The organism is Burkholderia sp. BCC1988 (assembly GCF_905339895.1).
Taxonomy (GTDB): domain Bacteria; phylum Pseudomonadota; class Gammaproteobacteria; order Burkholderiales; family Burkholderiaceae; genus Burkholderia.
Window position 1 is genome coordinate 26,183 of record NZ_CAJPHA010000027.1, and the last position, 20,101, is coordinate 46,283.

Here is a 20,101-nt window from a genome sequence, read left to right on the forward strand (position 1 = left end):
TACCGCGCGTCGCGCCTAGCGCTGTGCCGTCAGGCTGAACAACTCGTCGCGCAACGCCTGGGCGCGGCCCTGGCCGAATTGCGTCTCGAACTCGTCCTGCGCGGCTTGCCACGCGACCTTCGCCTGCGCGTAGGTGCGCTCGCCGAGCTTCGTCAGGCTGAGCGCATGCGCGCGGGCGTCGTGCTCGGCCGCGGCCGCGGCGACGAAGCCGTCGCGCTGCAGCGGCTTCAGCGCACGCAACAGCGTCGTGCGGTCCATCACCAGCCGATCGGCGAGTTCGCTCATCAACAGGCCGGGCCGGCGCGACAGGTTCGCCATGATCGAGAACTGCGCGGCCGTGACGCCGACCGGGGCCAGATGCCGCTCGTAGAGTTGCGTGACGAAGCGCGCCGCCTGACGCAGCGCGAGGCAATTGCAGGCCTGGGCCATCTGGATGTCGTTCATGACCGGCAATTTAAATGTGCATATGCATAAAGTCAATGTACACTCGGCCGTAACAAGGGCCGGCGCCGGCCGCGCGCATCCGGCGCCGCGCCATCGCTTCGAGGAGACGGACATGGACTACATCGACAAGCTGCGGATCTTCCGGTCGGTGGTCGAAATGCGCAGCTTCACGCGCGCGGCCGACATGCACGGCCTCGCGCGGCCGGTCGTGTCGCGGGCGGTCGCGGATCTGGAAGCGCGCTTCGGCAGCCGCCTGCTGCACCGGACCACGCGCCAGGTCTCGCTGACCGAAACCGCCGAGCGCATCTACGAGCGATGCGCGGCGGTGCTCGACGAGCTCGACTCGCTGGAAGCGCAGGCGCAGTCGTACACGCGCGAGCCCGAGGGACTGCTGCGGCTCGTCGCGCACACGACGGCCGCGCTGAACCGGCTCGTGCCGCTGATCGCCGGTTTCAAGGCCGCGCATCCGAAGGTGCGGCTCGACGTCACGCTGACCGAGCGCCCGGTCGACCTCGTCGGCGAAGGCTATGACATCGGCATCGTCGTGCCGTACATGCTGACGAGCGAGACGACCGTCGTGCGGCTGATCGAACGCATTCCGGTGGTGATCGTCGCGACGCCCGCCTACCTGCGCGCGCATCCGCGTCCCGAAACGCCGGCCGAGCTCGCCGGCCACATGTTCGTGCCGATGTCGCCGTCGCTGCGCCGGCCCGCGCTGTCGTTCCGCGTCGACGGCGACACGCTGACCGTGCCGTTGAGCTTCGACGTCTCGTCGAACAGCCCCGTCTTCAACCGCGAAATGGTGATGCACGACTTCGGCATCGGCGTGGTGCCGAGAGCGCTCGTCGAAGCCGAACTCGCGTCGGGCGCGCTCGTGCAGTTGCTCGAAGGCGCCGATCTCGTCGACGCGTTCGTGGAAATCAAGCTCGCCTACGCGAACCGCGCGCTGCTGCCCGCGAAGGTCAAGGCGTTCATCGACTACACGGCCGCGTACTACGACCGCGAAGGCTCGATTGTTCCGGCCGCGGCCTGATCCGGCGCGCAAACGCACCTTTCCACCGCCGATTGGTACAGCCACGGCACCAATCTGATCCTGTCTCGCCGCTCGCTTCGCATCGCGTGGGCACCTAATATGTGCACATGCACAAGTCCACGCTTATCGATGACGATTGTTTCGCGGTCCGGCAAGCCGCCCGGCGAATCTCGCAGTTCTACGAGCGCTACCTGTCGCGGGCGGGCGTCACGCCGTCGCAGTACAGCATTCTCGCGCTGCTGCGGGAGCGTCCGGGCCTGACGATGGCGACGCTGTCGGCCGTGCTGGTGATCGAGCGCACCGCGCTGTTGCGCGCGCTGAAGCCGCTGGTCGGCGCGGCGCTGGTCACGGGCCGGCTCGAGCCGCGTTGCCGGCGCCAGACGTTCGTGCTGACCGCGCACGGCGAAACGAAGATCGCCGACGCGCATGTGCACTGGCTCGCCGCGCAGGAAGCGTTCGAGCAGCGGTTCGGACCGGCGCAGGCGGCCCGCCTCAGAGACGAATTGTTCCGGATCACGCACAACCTGCCGGAACGCTAACTTCCCCGATCGGCGACGCGTCGTCGGTCGTTTCAATAAGTGCATATACATAGGTGAATCGATGGAAACGACCCAAGCCGCTGCCTCCCGCGAGGCAGCCACAACCGACCGGCCGGCAAAGCAGCGCCGCGTGCCGTGGATGCGGATCGCGGTGGCCGCCGTCGTCGTCGCGGTCGCGGCCGCGGCGCTCGACTGGCTGTTCGTGCTGCGTTTCCAGGAGAGCACCGACGATGCGTATGTCGGCGGCGACGTGACGGTGCTCGCACCGAAGGTGAACGGTTTCGTCGACAAGATCCTCGTGACCGACAACCAGCGCGTGAAGGCCGGCGACGTGCTCGTGCAGCTCGATGCGCGCGACTACGATGCGAAGCTCGCGCAGGCGAGCGCGGAAGTCGACAGCGCGCGCTCCGCGGTGGCCGAACTCGAAGCGAAGCAGCAACTTCAATACGCGGTGATCGGCCAGCATGCGGCGGACCGGAATGCGTCGTCGGCCGAGCTCACGCGCGCGTCGTCCGATCGCGTGCGCTACCGCGAGCTCGTGAAATCCGATGCGGTATCGAACCAGATCGTCGAGCGCGCGGACGCCGATTACTCGAAGGCGGATGCGGCCGTCGCACGCAGCGACGCCGCGCTGCTCGCGTCGAAGCGGCAGCTCGACGTGCTCGGCGCGCAGCTCGCCGATGCGCGGGCCCGCGTGAACACGGCGCTCGCCGCGCAACGCGTCGCGGCGCTGAACGTCGAGTACACGACGATCCGCTCGCCGGTCGACGGTTACGTCGGCAACCGCACGGGCCGCGTCGGGATGCTCGCGAACGTCGGCGTGCCGCTGCTGACGGTCGTGCCCGCGGCCGGGCTGTGGATCGACGCGAACTTCAAGGAAGACCAGCTGCGCAAGATGCACTCAGGCGATCGCGTCGACGTCACGCTCGATGCGTCGAGCACGCGCCTCCACGGCCGCGTCGACAGCCTGGCGCCCGCGACCGGCGCGACCTTCAGCGTGCTGCCGCCCGAGAACGCGACCGGCAACTTCACGAAGATCGTCCAGCGCGTGCCGGTGCGCGTGCATCTCGATCCGCAGCCGGGCATCGAGCACGTGCTGCGCCCCGGTCTCTCCGCGGTCGTGACCGTGCATACCGACCACGCGAACTGAACGGGAGCCTGCGATGACCACCGCGATTTCCGGCGACCCCGCGTCGCAACCGACCAGGCAGCGCGTCTTCGCGTTCGCGCTGATGTGCGTCGGCTTCTTCATGGCGACGCTCGACATCCAGATCGTCGCGTCGTCGCTGCGCGACATCGGCGGCGGGCTCTCCGCGAGCCAGGACGAGCTGTCGTGGGTGCAGACGGCCTACCTGATCGCCGAGATCATCGTGATCCCGATGTCGGGCTGGCTGTCGAAGGTGATGTCGACGCGCTGGCTGTTCACCGCGTCGGCGGTCGGCTTCACGATCACGAGCATGCTGTGCGGGCTCGCGTGGGACATCAACTCGATGATCCTGTTCCGCGGGATGCAGGGTGCGCTCGGCGCCGCGATGATCCCGACCGTGTTCACGACCGCGTTCGTGCTGTTCCCGGGCAAGCAGCGGCTGATCGCGTCGACGACGATCGGCGCGCTCGCATCGCTCGCGCCGGCGATCGGGCCGGTGATCGGCGGCTGGATCACCGATCAATGGTCGTGGCACTGGCTGTTCTACCTGAACCTCGTGCCGGGCATCGCGGTGGCCGCGCTCGTGCCGCGCTACGTGCACATCGACGCACCGGACCTGAGCCTCGTCAAGCGCGGCGACTATCTCGGCATCGTGCTGATGTCGGGCTTCCTCGGCTGCCTCGAATACGTGCTCGAGGAAGGCCCGCGCAAGAACTGGTTCGGCGATCACGTGATCGTGTTCTGCGCGTGGATCTCCGCCATCTGCGGCTTCCTGTTCATCGTGCACGCCCTGACCGCGGAAGACCCGATCGTCGACCTGCGCGCGCTCGCCGTGCGCAACTTCGGGATCGGCAGCCTGCTGTCGTTCGTGACCGGTATCGGGATCTTCGTCACCGTGTTCCTGACGCCGCTGTTTCTCGCGCAGGTGCGGGCGTTCAGTTCGCTGCAGATCGGCATCGCGCTGCTGTCGGTCGGCGCGTTCCAGCTGCTCGCGCTCTGCGCGTATGCATTCGCCGCGCGCTACTTCAGCATGCGCGCGCTGCTCGTGTTCGGGCTGATCTGCTTCGGCCTCGGCTGCTACCTGTACACGCCGATCACGCACGACTGGGGCTGGCGGGAACTGCTGCTGCCGCAGGCGCTGCGCGGCATCGGCCAGCAGTTCAGCGTGCCGCCGATCGTGACGATGGCGTTGGGCTCGCTGCCGCAGTCGCGACTGAAATCGGCGAGCGGCCTGTTCAACCTGATGCGCAACCTCGGCGGTGCGATCGGCATCGCGGTGAGCGCGACGATGCTCAACGACCGGCTGAACTTCCACTACCTGCGCCTGAACGAGCATGTGAGCGCCGGCGAGCCGCAAGTCGCGTCGCTGCTCGACCGCCAGGCCGCGTACTGGACCTCGGTGGCCGGCAACACGCTGGATACCGCGCAGGCCGGCCTCGCGAACCTGCACCGCCTGATCTATCGGGAAGCGCTGACGCTCACCTACGCGGATGCGTACTACGCGCTGTCGCTGTGCTTCGTGGTCGCGCTGGTCGCCGTCGCGTTTTCCCGTCCCATCACCCTGAACGCGCCGCCGCCGGACGCGCACTGAAGCCAAGGTCGTCATCATGAAAAAGCTACTCGTCGCGCTGGCCGTCAGCGCCTTCGCCGCAGGGTGTGCGGTGCAGCCCGCGCAGCATCCCGCGCTGCACGATTCCGTCCAGTCGCTTGCGCCGGCCGCGTGGGACACCGACGTGCCGCGCGCCGACATCGACGCCGCCGCGTGGTGGGCGCGGTTCAACGACCCCGTGCTCGACCGGCTGATCGCGACCGTGCTCGACGGCAACCTCGATCTGCAGGCCGCCGCCGAACGCGTGAAGCAGGCGCAGGCGCTGACCGTGCAGAAGCGCGCGGTGCTGCTGCCGGAACTCGACGCGACCGCGCATGCGTCCGACGCGCGCCAGAACACTCCGCCGCCGCTCGGCTACGTGCGGCAGGCCGGTGCGGGGCTCGCGCTGAGCTGGTCGCCGGACGTGTTCGGCGGCGAACGGCTCGACCTGCTGGCCGCGCAGGCCGAGCTGGTCGGGCAAAAGCATGCGGAAGACGCGATGCGGCTCGCGCTCGCGGCCGATGCGGCATCCGCCTATGTCGACCTGCGCTGGGCGCAGCAGGAACTGAAGATCCTGCAGGACAACGCGGCAATCCGCCGGCATGCGCTCGAACTCACGCGCAAGCGGCAGGCGTTCGGGCTGTCGACGGAACTCGACGTCACGCGCGCGCAGAACCAGCTCGATGCGCTGGAGGCGCGGATTCCGCCGACGCAGGCGCAGATCGCGCATCAGCTCAACCTGATCGCCGTGTATTCGGGCCGCACGCCCGAATCGGTCGACCGGCTCGTGCTCGCGCAGGCCGGCGCGATTCCGGCGCCGCCGGCCGGGTCGCCCGCCACGCTGCCGTCGCAGGCGCTGCTGCGCCGGCCCGACGTGCTGACCGCTTACGCACAGGTCGAGCGGCGCGCGGCACAGGTCGGTGTCGCGAAGGCCGAGCGGTATCCGAAGTTCTCGCTGAACCTGACGGACGGGATTCTGGCCGCGTCGTATCTCGGCTTGCCGACGCTGACCGACAACCTGTTCAGCGCGGCGCTGAGCGCGACGAGCCCGATCTTCAACGCGGGACGGATTACCGCCGATATCTCGCAGAGCGAAAGCCGGATGCGCGAGTCTGAACTCGGGTTGCGGCAGACGATGCTGCAGGCGTTGCGCGAGGTCGAGGATGCGCGCGCGAACCTCGTCAGCAGCGATGAAGCGACGCAGCGGCTCGGCAGCGCGCTCGCGGCTTCGGACAAGGCGCTCGGGCTGGCGAACCAGCTCTACAAGGGCGGCGCGACGGATTTTCTGGACGTGCTGTCGGCGCAGGAGGTGTATCTGCGGGATTCGGACGCGCTCAACCAGCTCAGGCGCGAGCATGCGCTGGCGGCGGTCGCGTTGTATCGCTCGCTCGGGGGCGGGTGGAGCAGGAATGATGCGGCCGGTGGGCCCGAGGTGGAAGCCGTGGCGAAGAACTAGGCGCGATCACGATACGGCGCCGGCCTCGACACGTGCCGGGGCCCCGCTCTTCAGCCGCACGATCCCGGGCATTCGACCGACAACGCGATCAAGCAAGCCGCCAACCGCGCGATTGCGAATTCGCGTATGCCGGAGGACGAGGTCATCCCGCATCGGGCCAACGGTAACCGATCACTTCGTTCAGCGGGTACGCAAGCTCGCGTACCTCTTCAAGCTGATTGCCGCCGAACAGATGAACGTGCTCGTCGTCATGGCTCAAGTAGAACCCGACATGCCCTTTCCAGCTCGCGGGATCGTCGCGCGTCAGGATCGCGATGCAGCCGTAGACCGGGCTGTCCAGCGGGCGGCCCCATTCGAGCCACGAACGCGCGAGCGCCGACCCGGTGCCGCGAATGCCCGCGTGCGTCATGCACCAGTTGACGAACGAAGAGCACCAGGAAATCTTGTCGTCGTAGCCGACCAGATTCGTCCGGTTGTTGTACTCGACGATGCGCGGGTTCACGCTGCCGGGCGGATGGCGGCGGATGCCGAGTTCGGCCAGGGCGACGGCCATCCACGGCGGATCGGCGGCGTCCGGGTTGCGCTCAGGATTTGCTCGGGTCACGTCGTTCTCGGGCGAGTGTGATGTGCGTGCAATCTTCGCACGGATGCGGAGGTCGGCACCACCGTTCGGTCAGGCCAGGCCTCTCAAGTACGCCACCCGCTTCGACGCCGGGATGGCGTCATGCGCCGCCGGCGTCGAAAGGAAAATCCGGTAACCCGAATCGAGCGCGCGGCTCCAGTCGGGAGGTACAGAATTGATCGCACGCGAGGTTCGGGCGCGCATTGTTGCGCGCCCGGGCGACTCACATGCGTCGGGTATCCGGTCCCACGGCGCTGCCTTTAACCGCGCGTATCGACCCAGTTGCGTGCCCAGCGTTCCGAGTGCCGCAATGCCTGCGCTTCACTCGCGAAGTAATCGAGCGAATAGAACCGGTAGCGGCCTTCGACAGACGCGCTATCGATGCGCTCGAGCAGCAGGTTGGCTGAAAAACTGCCATCGGGCAAACGATGCGCCGAGGGCCGGACGGCATAGCCGTTGTATTGATGATTTTGTGTGTTTTGCATTTTTAATTTTAATAATGTTCGACTGCGCGCGTGCCGTGCGAAATGTGCACGGATGCGCCGATCCAACGCCATTGCGAGCTGAACCCGAAGCAGTCGGAAAGCGAAAATACGGCGCTGCGGCCGGAGGGGGAGCGAAGTGCAGCGAGGTGTATGGCGCCTGGTCGGCGGCTCAATGAGCAGACGCAGCCGGGAACGAGCGCGCCAACTTTACGAGACCAAGCTCCGTGCGGATGTCGCTGCGGCCCGGCGCCCATCGTGGGATGGCCGGGCCCTTCAGACTTTACAGCGGCTTGACGTTGGCCGCTTGCAGACCCTTCGGGCCTTGCTTCGTCTCGAAGCTCACTTTCTGGTTTTCAGCCAGCGTCTTGAAGCCGTCGGCACGAATTTCCGAGAAATGAGCGAACAGGTCGTCGCCGCCGTTGTCCGGCGTGATGAAGCCAAAGCCTTTGCTGTCGTTGAACCACTTGACGATACCGGTATCCATGAAGATTCCTTGAGAAAAAATGAAGATTTGCCCTGCTGGAGAGCGCGTGAAGCATCAAGGAGGGAGAGGACAACGAATACCGCTGAGGAGAGCGAGCAATTGATGAACAGCAATCGGACTTCTTGGACTTCGACGCACACACTAACCGCCGGGCAGATGCGCGTCAACGGCTAACTTGTAACTGTTTTACCTCGCGACCCGCTGTTCGGGCGAAGCGATGCGGCCCTGACTGACGGCGCGCGTGGCCTGGCCGGGCGCGCGTTGCACATGATCTCCGCACGAACGGGCCGATCGGCAACGATTTTCCCGCCTTCCGGTTTCCGTTCGATCCGCCCGTATCGTGTCGACAGCCTCCTCCGATTTCCTGCGCCCACGACGTCGTCGTGCTCGCCGGAAATCCGCTCGACGATATCGGCCTCGTCGCGGGAGAAGGCGAACGTGTCGCGTACGTGCTGCAGCGGGGCAAGATCGTGAAGGCCCGGGCGGCGGCCTTGCGCTGACCGTCCGCGCGGGCCGGCCGGCAATCGTCGGCCGGCCCCGCCCGTCACTCGACCGTCACCGATTTCGCCAGGTTCCTCGGCTTGTCGATATCCGCGCCGCGCAGGCACGCGGCGTGATACGCGAGCAGTTGCAGCGGCACGACGTGCAGGATCGGCGACAGCAGCCCGTAGTAATCCGGCATCCTCATCACCGACACGCCTTCGCTGTCGTCGATCCGCGTATCGGCATCGGCGAACACGTACAGCTGACCGCCCCGCGCCCGCACTTCCTGCATGTTCGACTTGAGCTTCTCGAGCAGCGCGTCGTTCGGCGCGATCGTCGCGACCGGCATCGCGTGCGTCACCAGCGCGAGCGGGCCGTGCTTCAGCTCGCCGGCCGGATACGCTTCCGCATGGATATACGAAATCTCCTTCAGCTTCAGCGCCCCTTCGAGCGCGATCGGGTAATGCAGCCCGCGCCCGAGAAACAGCGCATTCTCGTGCCGCGAGAATTCCGCGGCCCAGCGCTCGATCTGCGGCTCCAGCGCGAGCACGTCGTCGAGCGCGCCCGGCAGCCGCCGCAGCTGCGTCGCATAGCGCGCGAGCTGCGCATCGTCGACGTAGCCGCGCAACCGGCCGAGCGTCACCGCGAGAATGAACAACGCGACGAGCTGGGTGGTAAACGCCTTGGTCGACGCGACGCCGATTTCCGGGCCGGCGCGCGTCAGGAACCGCAGGCTCGTCTGCCGCATCATCGCGCTGGTCGGCACGTTGCAGATCGCGAGCGTATCGATATGCCCGAGCGCCTGCGCATACTTGAGCGCGGCGAGCGTGTCGGCGGTCTCGCCGGATTGCGACACGCTGACCACGAGCGTATTCGGCAACGCGAGCGCGTCGCTGTAACGGTATTCGCTCGCGATCTCGACCTGCGCGGGCAGGCGCGCGATCGTCTCGAGCCAGCGGCGCGCGGTCAGGCCGGAATAGTGACTCGTGCCGCACGCGAGGATCAGCACGTTGTCGATCTGCTCGAACGCGCGCGCGGCATCCGGGCCGAACGCCGCCGGATCGAACAGCCCCGCATCGGGGATGGTCGCGGCCACGGCCCGTGGCTGCTCGAAGATCTCCTTCTGCATGAAATGCCGGTACGGCCCGAGCTCGACCGCGCCTTGCGTCGACGAGACGGTCTGGATCGGACGATCGACCGGCGTGCCGCCGCGTTCGAGAATGCGCACGCCGCCCGGCGTCAACTCGACGATGTCGCCTTCCTCGAGAAAGATGAAGCGGTCGGTGATGCCGGCGAGCGCGAGCGCGTCGGACGCGAGGAAACATTCGTCGTCCTTCAGGCCGACGACGAGCGGCGAGCCGACCCGCGCGCCGATCAGCCGCTGCGGCTCGTGCTTGCTGAACACCGCGATCGCGTATGCGCCGTGCAGCTGCGACGTCGCATCGCGCACGGCGGCGAGCAGGTCGCCGTGATACTTGCTGTGGATCAGGTGCGCGACGACCTCGGTGTCGGTCTGGCCGTCGAACTGGTAATGCTCGTCGGACAGTTGCCTGCGCAACGTCTCGTGATTCTCGATGATGCCGTTGTGCACGAGCGCGATTTCGTCGCGCGAGAAGATCGGATGCGCGTTGCAGGTGGCGGGCGCGCCGTGCGTTGCCCACCGGGTGTGCGCGATGCCGGTGCTGCCGGACAGCCCGGCGCTGCGCACGTGCGCGTCGAGATCGGCGACGCGCGACACACTGCGTTCGCGGCGCGCCTGGCCGTCGACGACGGTCGCCACGCCGCATGAATCGTAGCCGCGATACTCGAGGCGGCGCAAACCTTCGATCAGAACCGGAACGATGTTCCGTTGCGCGACCGCGCCGACGATGCCACACATGACACGTCTCCTTCCCCTGTTTCCGTTGATCGACCGTGCGCTGCTGTATCAACGCGATCCGGTCACCGTTGTCTTCGCCATCGTGAACCCGCATGGGCGGGAGCGAGCGGGTCGGCATCGGCGTAATGGCCGGCACACTCCATCGCGTCGGCAACCGGCCGTGATGCGTGGTCAAGCGCGGCCTGCACGCCGCCCGCCCGGCACGTGTCGTCGCGCCTGGCGGGTTCGTCGTATCGGTATCCCCGCCCTTCCGTCGTCGCTCGAACTCGGACGGGCACGCCTGTCCTCCTGAAACAAGCAAGCGGTGAGCCATGGATCGCCCTGCCCCGTGATGCAATGGCCTGCGGGTACCCGATCGACGGGCTCGCGGCACGGATCGCGTGTTTTTGATTCACCGGTGAATCAGGGTTCACCTCCCCCCTAGCGGGATCTTCCGCCTTCAGTGAACCGAAACGTCGCGCGCCACCCTTTCTCGAAGTCGACCGCTGCAGGCTGTCGTTGCAGGGCTCTTGTCCGGCAACGCCCCGTGCGCGGCGCGGCACACATCGACCAACCGCCTTGCGGATATGGCCGGCCGGCTCCGGACGGTCGTTACAGATACGCAACGTTTCGCATCGTCTGGTGCGGACGATGCACGCGCCGCGATGCGTGAGGGCCATCCTTCGCACGGAGGCAATTCGTGGCAGCCGACGACGTTCCCCACGTTGCCCGGACAAAACTCGCATGTCGAAACGCTCCGAGGCGCGTGACACGGCGCACGCGGTTCGATCGGCAGCCAGCGCGTGACGCAAGTCGCCATCCGTCGCATGACGTGACCGGCTCGATCGCGCGAACGGTCGGATTTTCACCCCCATCGCGGCAGGGCGCCGCAATCGCGCTCGTAGCAATTGTGAAACGTTCCCTGGCATTCCACCGGTGCGGCGCGAAGCGGGGCCGGCCACAGGGCCACTGGTTTGAATATTGCTCTATCGGAAGGAGGAACGGGTACGGGCGCGCAGCGACGTGGAAACGTACGCGGCCTGACCGACAGACATGGCGATCGACACAGCGAGAAATGCTCATGACGTGATTGACGAGGTGCAACGGGACGGCCGTAGTTCGACGATTGCGTGGCGCAGACCACGCGGACAAAAACGGCGCGCTCGCCCCGCAATACCGCTGCATGTCGCGCGACTGGCGCCGATACATGCGGAGACGGGACGGGTGGCCTGCAACCATGCCTGGCGCCAGGCGCCGGATCTTCCGGCGCGAAGATGCTCAACGAGGACATCGATGAAAAAGATCTTGCTTGTGTTCGGGACTCGACCGGAAGCCATCAAGATGGCGCCGCTCGTGCGCGCGCTGAAGGCGCGCAAGGATGTCGATGCCCGCGTATGCGTGACCGCCCAGCATCGGGAAATGCTGGATCAGGTGCTCACGTTGTTCGACATCAAGCCCGACTACGATCTCAATCTGATGCGTCAGAGCCAGACGCTGACCGACGTGACGACCGGCATTCTTCAGGCGATCGGGACCGTCTTCGACGACTTGCGTCCGGACGTCGTGCTGGTGCACGGCGACACGACGACGACGCTGGCCGTCAGTATCGCGGCGTTCTACCGCTATCTGCCGGTCGGGCACGTGGAAGCGGGCCTGCGCAGCGGCGACATCTGGTCGCCGTGGCCGGAGGAATTGAATCGCCGCGTGACCGATGCGGTGTCGTCATGGCACTTCGCGCCGACCGGCCAGGCGCGCGACAACCTGTTCAGCGAAGGCGTGCCGGTGGGTGCGGTCGTGATGACGGGCAACACCGTGATCGATGCGCTGCACGACGTCAAGCGCATGCTCGACCACGATAGCGCGCTTAACGACAAGGTCGCCGCACACTTTCCGTTTCTCGAAGCGTCGCGCCGCGTCGTGCTGATCACCGGCCATCGCCGCGAGAGTTTCGGCGAACCGTTCCGGCATTTCTGCGAGGCGCTCTGCACGCTCGCGAAGCGCTATCCCGATGCGCAGTTCGTCTATCCGCTGCACTTGAATCCGAACGTGCGCGAGCCGGCGCGCGCGCTGCTCGGCAGCGTACCGAACATCTACCTGATCGAACCCCAGGAATATCTTTCGTTCGTATTCCTGATGTCACGCTCGCACTTCATCATCACCGATTCGGGCGGCATCCAGGAGGAAGGGCCGGCACTCGGCAAGCCGGTGCTCGTCACGCGCGAGACGACCGAGCGGCCCGAAGCGATCCACGCCGGTACCGCGCGGCTCGTCGGCACGGACCAGGAGCGGATCGTCTGGGAGGCGTCGCGGCTATTCGACAGCGACAGCGCGTATGAGGAAATGGCGCGCGCGAGCAATCCGTACGGTGACGGCCATGCGAGCGAGCGGATCGTTCATGCGCTGATGCACGCGCCCGGGGCGACCGCCAAGGCGACGAGCTTTTCGATGGGCGCCGCGGAGATGCCGTTCAACCCGCTCACCCTGGGGTTGCAGGCGTTGCGCTCGCGTTGAAGTCGCTCGCCGGACGGCATGCCGACGGTCGGCGACGCGCGACGTTGCCGACCGTCAATCGTCGCACGCGAACCTCCGTCCAGCGCCGTCGAATCGCGCCGTGCGATCGACGGCTGCGACCCGTCTCTGCCGCCCGCTATCCCGCTATCGGACCACGGCATCGGCCATCGATTGCGCCTGCGCGACCAGCCGCGGATAAATCCGCTGGGTCCCCACCTGCCTGGCGAAACACGCCTGCCGCGCGTTCTCGGGCACGCGCGCCGCGCCGCACGCCGCGACCGGGCGCAGCGTCACGCCCCGCCACAGGATATAAACGCGTTGGCCCTGCCGGACCGACACGGCCAGCGTGTTCGGCCCGTCCGGCACGCCGTCCTGGCTTTCGCCCAGCAGCCACGCCTTCACCACGCCGTCGGCCGGCTGCCGCTTGACGGGCAACTCGGCGAAGCGAAACGCGGCGGCGTCGTCGCTGAATACGTGCGTGTAAAGCGTTTCGTTGCCGAACATCGCGGCGACGTCGTCGGTCGGCTTGATGCCGGCGTCCGCCGTGCTCGCCCAGGCCTTCAGCAGCGGAACGGTCGTCACGACGAGATGCGTCTTGCCGTCGTCCGACTTGAAGGACAACCCGTCCGGCCCCGGCGGCATCCCGTCGACGGGGCCGACGCTCTGCACCGTGCCCTCGGCCTGCGCGACGAACCCTCGCGCCCTGACCGTGCCAATTAGTTTGGCGAGCCGCGCGTTCACGTCGGCCGTGTACTGCCGGTCGAGGCCCGCCCGATCCTCCATCCGGGCCGCCGCCACGGCCGCCGCGGCCTGCTTCCGATAGGCAAGATACGCATCCGCCGGCGATGCGATCACCTTCGCCCCGACCGCGGCGAACACCGCCGCGACCACCACCGCCCCCACCCCGATCTTCAGTCTTGAAATGCGCTTCATTTTTATGACGTCACCGATTCCCGCGCCGACAGCGAAAACGGCTACCGTATCCCCACGGCAGCCGTCCCCCAGAAACGCGTTCATTCTAACGTCGCGCGGACGCTATTCATCTACCTTGAACGCCGATACCAGGCGCGTCAGATCCGCCGCCTGCTGCTTCAGGCTCTCCGCGGCCGCCGCGCTCTCCTCGACCAGCGCCGCGTTCTGCTGCGTCATCTGATCGAGCGACTGCACCGCGTCGCCGATCTGGTCGATGCCCGCGCTCTGCTCCAGGCTCGCCTCGGCGATCTCGCTCATCATCGCGCTGACGCCCTGCACCTGCGACACGACATCGCGCATCACCTTGCCGGCCTCGCCGACGAGCCGCGACCCGGTGCTCACCGTCCCCGCACTGTGCTCGATCAGCGCCTTGATCTCCTTCGCCGCCTGCGCGCTGCGCTGCGCGAGGTTCCGCACTTCCGCCGCAACGACCGCGAACCCGCGCCCCTGCTCGCCGGCGCGGGCGGCCTCGACCGCCGCATTCAGCGCGAGGATGTTGGTCTGGAACGAGATGCCGTCGATCATCACGATGATCTCGGCGATCCGCCGCGACGCATCGCTGATCTGCTCCATCGTCGTCACGACTTCGCCGACGACCTGCCCGCCGCGCGTCGCCGTGTCGGCGGCGCCGGTGATCAGCTGCGCGGCCGTCGTCGCGGTTTCGGTGTTGTTGCGCACGACCGCCGTGATCTCCTCCATCGACGAAGCCGTCCGCTCGAGGTTGCCCGACTGCCCTTCGGTGCGTTCGCTGAGGTCGGCATTGCCCGACGCGATCTGCGCGGACCCGGTCGCAATCGACGCGGACGCCGCGCGGATCCGGTGGACGAGCGTCGACAACGACGATACGAAACGGTTGAACGCGTCCGACAGCTGGCCGATCTCGTCCTGGCTTTCGACCGTCATCCGGCGCGTCAGGTCGCCCTGGCCGCTCGCGATGTCCGACAGCAGCGTCGCCGCGCGGCGGATCGGCGCGGCGATCGCACGCCCGACCAGCCAGATCACGACCAGCGCGACGCCGAGGCCCGCGATCGCGGCGACGAGCGCGGCACTGCGAATCGCACGCGTGGCCGGCCCGAGCAGTTCGGCTTGCGGCACTTCGACGACTACGTACGCATTCAGCTCCGGAACGAACGACGTCGCGATGAAGCGCGCGCCGCCGTCGCCGTCGTAGCTCAACGTCGCATACGGCTTGCCGGCCAGCAGCGTCGACGATGCATCGCCAGGCAGGCCCGGTTCGTCCTTCAGGAAGTGCTTGCCGTCGATCAGCGACGCATCGCGATGCATCATGATCGCGCCGTCCGGCCGCACGAGGTACGCAAACCCGGTGTCGCCGATCCGGTATGCGGCGATTCCCTTCGCGAGCGCGTCGACGGACAGGCTCATGCCGGTCGCGCCGATCGGCGCGCCGTCGAGTTCCACCCGGCTGTTGATGAACATCATGTAGCCGCCGGCCGTGACCTCGCGGTCCATGTTCACCTCGTAGGCCTTGCCCGACGCGATGAAATCCGTCAGCCACCGATCCTTGTCGGTGACCTTCCGCTGCAGGCCGGCTTCGTTGTAGTAGTTGCCGCTCTTCACCGACACCCACTGCACGGACGCCGCCTTCTGCTCGTCCTTCACGTTCTTCGCGAGCTGAATCCAGCTGCGCGTGCCGGCATCGGGCTCGCCGTCGGCCTCCCATTGCAGTAGGAACGCATCGCGCGCAAGGAGGCGCGACGCGGCAATCGGCCCGGCCATCTGCCGCTGCACGTCGGCGCGGATGCCGCTCACGGCCGTCGGCAGCTCCTCGCGGACGACGCGATCGCGCACGGCGTTGCCGATCAGACGGACGCTCAACCCGCTCGAAATCGCGACGAACACGAGCAGGCAACTCGTCATGCTGAGAATCAGCTTGTTCTGAATGGACAGCTTGCGCCAGAAATGCATGGGGAACCCTCGATAACCGCTCGGTCTGAGCCAGCCTGGGTTATCGGCAGGCACGCGCGGAATCGCATCGCCGGGTTCACATGTTCGTCATCCGAGATCCGATATGTCGTCGACGGGCGGCAGGCGTGCCCGTCGAGGTTCGCGCGCTCAATACGCGACGAAGATCGTCACCCGCCTGTTGCGCGCCCGCGCGGCCGCATCGTCGCCCGCGACGAGCGGCTGCGTATCGGCCCGCCCGATCGCGGCGAGCCGGTGCGGCGCGACGCCGCGATCGGCCAGATAGCGCACGACGCTGCCCGCCCGCGCGGACGACAGCTCCCAGTTCGACTCGTATTTCGCGTTCGCGATCGGCACGCTGTCGGTATGCCCTTCGACGAGGATGTCGCCGCTCGCATGCGCGCTCAGCGCCTGCGCGATCTGGCTCAGCACCGGTGTCGCGTCCGGCAGCAAGCGCGCATCGCCGACGTTGAACAGGATCTTCGCGTCGATGCCGATCTCGATGCCGTGCGGCGCGCGCACGAGCGAGATGCGGCCGGCCGTCTTCAGCGCGTCGAGCGATGCGAGCCACGCGGGCATGCGCCCGGTCGCTGCGTCGGGCGCGCTTGCCGTCCCGCCGTCATGCCGAGCTAGCGTCTGATAACGCGCATCGAGCGCGTTGTATTTCGCGAGCTGCAGCACGTACAGCGCGAGAAACAGCACCATCAGCGTCGTGACGAGATCCGCGTAGGAAATCAGCCAGCGCCCGGACTGCGTGCCTTCGGCCTCATCGTCGTCGCGCCCGGCCGTGGCCGAGCCCGCACGCGCGCCGTCAGTTCGAGCGGTCATGTCGAAGCTCCCGGTGCGTCATGCGAGCGACTCCGCCGCGCGGCCGCGCACGTCGCCGGTCAGCCGCGTTTCGATCGTGTGAGGCGACTCCTTGCGCGAGATCGCGAGCAAGCCGTCGAGATACAGCTTGCGGAACCGCAGCTCGCTGTCGATCTGCGCGCGCAGCTTGCCGTAGAGCGGCAGAAACACGAGGTTCGCGAACGCGAGGCCGTAGAGCGTCGCGATGAACGCGACCGCGATGCCCGGCCCGAGCTGCGCCGGTTCGAGAATATGGCTCGTCACCTGCACCAGCCCGAGCACCGAGCCGAGAATGCCGAACGTCGGCGCATAGCCGCCGGCCTGGTGCCAGACGCGCGCGGCCGCGAGGCGGCTGCGCTCGTAGGCGTCGAGCTCGCGCTGCAGCGCGTCCTCGAGCACCGCGGTCGACACGCCGTTCGCGAGCAGTTCGAGCCCGCGCCGCGCGAACGGATGGATGCCGCTCACGTCCATCGATTCGAAGGCGAGCAGCCCGTCGAGCTTCGCGCGATCGCCCCACTCCAGCAGGTCGGTCAGGTGCTTGCGGTCGACTTCCTGCGCGCGCACGAACGCGAGCCGCAGCTGCTTCACCGCATCAAAGAAGCGCGCCCACGTATTCTGGATCATCACCGCGCCGAGCGTGCCGCCGAGCACGATCACGAGCGCTTCGAACTGGAACAGCATTGAAAAATGTCCGCCTTCCAGCGCGAAGCCGAACACGATCGCCACGCCGCCGAGCAGCACGCCGGCCAGGGTCAACAGGTCCATGAATGTCTCCGTCGGGTGGGCGTCACGCGGCGGATGAAGCCGGCGGCGCGGAGGCCGCCGGCGCCTTGGCCGCGCGCACGGCATCGAGCACGCGCCGCTCGATCTCCTCGATCTCGATCGGGTCGAGCTTGAGCTCGCGGCGCATCACCCACGACACCTCGTTGCGCCGCGCTTCCGTCATCACCGAGAACAGCTTGTCGGCCACCGCGCGATCGTCGAGGCTCGCGATCAGCTTCGCGAGATCGTACGTATCGAATGCGCTGATCACGTCGAACAGCGTGCGCTGGTCGACCCCCACGAGATCCTCGAGCGCGCGCACGTCGCCGCCGGCGCGCGGGCTGCGCCGCGAGAAATACGCGACGCCTTTCTGCCCGACGTAACCGAGCACCTTCGACTTGCGGAACGCGAACACCTCGTCGGCGATCTCGCCGTGCGACAGCTTGTTGAGCAGCAGCTTCCGGTCGACGCCGATCAGCGCTTCGAGATCGGCGAGCTCGATCAGCTCCAGCTCGCTGTTGATCGACACGTCGAGATCGTGATCGGCAACCTGCTGCGCGCGATCGACCACGCGCGCCGCATCGAACGTGACGGTCTGGCGCGCATCCGACGACGCCGGGTAATCGGCCGCGCCGCCGGCGTGGTCGCCCTGCGCGGCTTCGATCGTGACGAGATTGAGCTTCTCCATGCGGCGCAGCATCGCAAGCACGTGCGGGCGCGAATGGCCGGCAATCGCGCGGCACCGGCGGATCACCTCCGCGAGCGGCACCGACACCTCCGCATGTGCCTGCATCGGCCGCCGCGACCACGCGTCGTCGGAGCCGCGCGCGTCGGCGCCCGCCATCAGCGACAGCACGTGCGCATACGACAGCACGCCCGGCATGAAGTCGGCATGCGTATAGGTCGCGAGCTGGTCGTCCTTGCGCTTCACGCGCCGGATCATCGTGCGCACGATGTGGCGAAGCAGCGCCGACACGTGCTCGATTTCCTCGTCGATCGTCGCGGCCGGCACGACCGTGAGCTGGCAGAACGACAGTGCCTTCGCGGTATGCGCGCGCGGCTCGGCGGCGAGCAGCGCCGATTCGCCGAAGAACTCGCCGCGCCCGAGCGTCGCGACGACGACGCGCTTGTCGTCGCAGCGCGTCGACAGCTCGACCTTGCCGTCGGCGATCAGAAAGATGACGGGCTCGCCGGCGAAGCCCTCCGAGTAGATGATCTCGCCGGGCGCGGCCGTACGCGTCCACGATTGCTGACGATTCATGTTGGTTCCCCTGCAGCGCTGGTTGTTGCGGACTGCGCGTCGCATGTCACATGCATGCGATCGGCAGTCATCCCCGTGCCCGTTTAACGTCATCGGCACCGGCATCCTTTAGCGAAATCCTGCGCGTTACCGACGAAAATCAACGTGAAACGTTTGCGGATTGCGGGCATCGTCAGCAGATTCTTCGATGCGTGCGCTTGCGTGCGGCACCGGCCGTGAGCGGATCACCGCCTGGCCATCGCGAACGATGCGGCTGATCGTGAGCACGGCAGTGTTGACGATGGCAAGTCGATGTCGATATCGAAGCCGAAGTCGAAGCCGATGTCGATGTCGAAGCCGATGTCGAAGTCGAAGTCGAAGTCGATGCCGACGCCGAAGCCGAAGCCGAAGCCAAAGCGGAAGTCGAAGCCGATGTCGAAGCCGACCGCGAAGCCGAAGCCGAAGCCGAAGCCGAAGCCGAATCGCAGCGCGTATACCCGAATGCGCCACCACGCCCGGTCGTCAGGAGATTCCCCGTTCCGCCGGCCGTCCCGATGCCCGCTTGCAAACGTTTCGGGATGCTGCGTTTTTGATCACCAGCCAGCCGCGCAGCAATTTCCATTCCGCGGCATCCGCCCCCTTATTGCTCATATCGTCCGATAATTACCTTTTATTTTCGTCTAAAATCGCGCTTCTTCTTACCTTAGGACGGAACCGAAGTTTTGATTAAACTGACGAAAACCATCTCACGCACGGCCATTGCCGCATGCGTTGCTTATGCCGGGCTGATGCCCTTGTCCCAAACCGCCAACGCCCAGGTCGAACCGCTGAAGAATCCGGTCTACGGCGTCACGCTCGATGACCTGACGAAACTGGATGCGATCATCGCGTCGCTGCAGAACCTGCCGTACCGACCGACGGTGCGCGTCGTGTTCGATCCGGGCACGTCGGCCGCCGACTACTACGCACCGCTGCTGCGCCTGCACTCGGTCGCATACGTGATGGGCGAAGTCTACGATTCGTACTATTTCCCGACGGATATCACGACGTACAAGGCGCGCACGCAGGAACTGGTGTCGCAGCTGAAGAACACGGTCGACGTGTGGGAAATCGCCAACGAAATCAACGGCGAATGGCTGCGCAACGATCCGAGCGGCACGAACACCGTGGTCAATTCGGAAGAGCAGCAGATCGGCCAGATGGTCGCCGCGGCCAACACGATCGTCAAATCGAACGGCGGCAAGACCGCGATCACGCTGTACTACAACGACGACAGCAAGGGCAACAACTGCTGGGAGAAGCCGCAGGATTACTGGAAGACGTGGCCGACCGCGTTCCTGCCGGCGACGGTTCGCCAGCAGGCCGACTACGCGCTGTTCAGCTACTACCCGTACCAGGATTGCCCGGGGCTGAATCCGTCGTGGAAAAACGACTTCGCGGCGCTGGAAAGCATCTTCCCGAACGCGAAGGTCGGCTTCGGCGAAATCGGCACGTCGGATATCGCGGCGCCGGCGTCGGTGCAGCAGAACCTGATCAAGACCTACTACCCGATGGTCAACAGCATGACCGATCCGCGTTTCATCGGCGGATTCTTCTGGTGGAACTACGCCGAGCAGATGGTCCCGTATTCGACTAGCTCCTACTTCCAGCTGCTGCGTCAAACGATCATCACGCTCAAGTCGCCCAGCTGATCGGCCTCACCATCGAG

General features: G+C 66.7%; 17 protein-coding genes. 7 read left to right on the forward strand and 10 right to left on the reverse strand.

Features of this window, described 5'->3' with window-relative positions:
• Window positions 1-15: 15 nt before the first annotated feature.
• Window positions 16-444 (reverse strand): MarR family winged helix-turn-helix transcriptional regulator, encoded by a 429-nt coding sequence (locus U4012_RS30470; RefSeq protein ID WP_124488779.1) that lies wholly within the window; start codon window positions 442-444, stop codon window positions 16-18.
• Between the two features lie 112 nt (window positions 445-556).
• Here U4012_RS30470 and U4012_RS30475 point away from each other — a divergent pair, with 112 nt between their 5' ends.
• From U4012_RS30475 to U4012_RS30495, 5 genes are all read left to right on the forward strand, one after another.
• Complete coding sequence (locus U4012_RS30475; protein ID WP_044847567.1) at window positions 557-1,477, forward strand: LysR family transcriptional regulator; 921 nt, start codon at window positions 557-559, stop codon at window positions 1,475-1,477.
• Between the two features lie 107 nt (window positions 1,478-1,584).
• Complete coding sequence (locus tag U4012_RS30480; RefSeq protein ID WP_321803098.1) at window positions 1,585-2,016, forward strand: MarR family winged helix-turn-helix transcriptional regulator; 432 nt, start codon at window positions 1,585-1,587, stop codon at window positions 2,014-2,016.
• 61 nt (window positions 2,017-2,077) lie between these two features.
• A complete protein-coding gene (locus tag U4012_RS30485) occupies window positions 2,078-3,166 on the forward strand; it encodes an HlyD family secretion protein (protein ID WP_124520327.1) in 1,089 nt (362 codons plus the stop codon).
• Between the two features lie 13 nt (window positions 3,167-3,179).
• Window positions 3,180-4,754 carry a DHA2 family efflux MFS transporter permease subunit gene (locus U4012_RS30490; RefSeq protein ID WP_044847570.1) on the forward strand — a complete coding sequence of 525 codons (1,575 nt, stop codon included), beginning with the start codon at window positions 3,180-3,182 and terminating at the stop codon, window positions 4,752-4,754.
• Window positions 4,755-4,770: 16 nt separating this feature from the next.
• Window positions 4,771-6,207, forward strand: coding sequence for an efflux transporter outer membrane subunit (locus U4012_RS30495; protein WP_321803103.1), 1,437 nt, complete (start codon window positions 4,771-4,773; stop codon window positions 6,205-6,207).
• A gap of 142 nt (window positions 6,208-6,349) precedes the next feature.
• Here U4012_RS30495 and U4012_RS30500 read toward each other — a convergent pair whose 3' ends face one another.
• From U4012_RS30500 to glmS, 4 genes are all read right to left on the reverse strand, one after another.
• A complete protein-coding gene (locus tag U4012_RS30500) occupies window positions 6,350-6,760 on the reverse strand; it encodes a TIGR02594 family protein (protein ID WP_044847572.1) in 411 nt (136 codons plus the stop codon).
• Window positions 6,761-7,089: 329 nt separating this feature from the next.
• Window positions 7,090-7,314, reverse strand: a complete 225-nt coding sequence (locus tag U4012_RS30505; RefSeq protein WP_044847573.1) for a hypothetical protein — start codon at window positions 7,312-7,314, stop codon at window positions 7,090-7,092.
• 280 nt (window positions 7,315-7,594) lie between these two features.
• Complete coding sequence (locus tag U4012_RS30510; protein WP_321803106.1) at window positions 7,595-7,798, reverse strand: cold-shock protein; 204 nt, start codon at window positions 7,796-7,798, stop codon at window positions 7,595-7,597.
• Window positions 7,799-8,342: 544 nt separating this feature from the next.
• Window positions 8,343-10,160, reverse strand: coding sequence for a glutamine--fructose-6-phosphate transaminase (isomerizing) (gene glmS, locus U4012_RS30515; protein WP_044847574.1), 1,818 nt, complete (start codon window positions 10,158-10,160; stop codon window positions 8,343-8,345).
• A gap of 1,272 nt (window positions 10,161-11,432) precedes the next feature.
• Between glmS and wecB the strand changes: the two genes are divergently transcribed.
• Window positions 11,433-12,650, forward strand: a complete 1,218-nt coding sequence (gene wecB, locus U4012_RS30520) for a non-hydrolyzing UDP-N-acetylglucosamine 2-epimerase (protein ID WP_044847575.1) — start codon at window positions 11,433-11,435, stop codon at window positions 12,648-12,650.
• Between the two features lie 144 nt (window positions 12,651-12,794).
• Here wecB and U4012_RS30525 read toward each other — a convergent pair whose 3' ends face one another.
• The 5 genes from U4012_RS30525 to U4012_RS30545 form a co-directional block, all read right to left on the reverse strand.
• A complete protein-coding gene (locus U4012_RS30525) occupies window positions 12,795-13,583 on the reverse strand; it encodes a hypothetical protein (protein ID WP_321803174.1) in 789 nt (262 codons plus the stop codon).
• Window positions 13,584-13,685: 102 nt separating this feature from the next.
• Window positions 13,686-15,548 carry a methyl-accepting chemotaxis protein gene (locus U4012_RS30530; RefSeq protein ID WP_321803110.1) on the reverse strand — a complete coding sequence of 621 codons (1,863 nt, stop codon included), beginning with the start codon at window positions 15,546-15,548 and terminating at the stop codon, window positions 13,686-13,688.
• 147 nt (window positions 15,549-15,695) lie between these two features.
• The gene (locus U4012_RS30535) at window positions 15,696-16,373 is read right to left on the reverse strand and encodes a flagellar motor protein MotB (RefSeq protein ID WP_321803112.1); all 678 of its coding nucleotides are present in this window, start codon (window positions 16,371-16,373) and stop codon (window positions 15,696-15,698) included.
• An 18-nt stretch (window positions 16,374-16,391) separates the two neighbouring features.
• Entirely contained in the window at window positions 16,392-17,156 is a 765-nt protein-coding gene (locus U4012_RS30540) for a flagellar motor protein (protein ID WP_044847579.1), read from the reverse strand.
• Between the two features lie 22 nt (window positions 17,157-17,178).
• Window positions 17,179-18,414: a cyclic nucleotide-binding domain-containing protein gene (locus tag U4012_RS30545; protein WP_321803114.1), complete on the reverse strand. Its 1,236-nt coding sequence runs from the start codon at window positions 18,412-18,414 to the stop codon at window positions 17,179-17,181.
• 767 nt (window positions 18,415-19,181) lie between these two features.
• Between U4012_RS30545 and U4012_RS30550 the strand changes: the two genes are divergently transcribed.
• Complete coding sequence (locus U4012_RS30550; protein WP_321803116.1) at window positions 19,182-20,084, forward strand: hypothetical protein; 903 nt, start codon at window positions 19,182-19,184, stop codon at window positions 20,082-20,084.
• Window positions 20,085-20,101 lie beyond the last annotated feature (17 nt).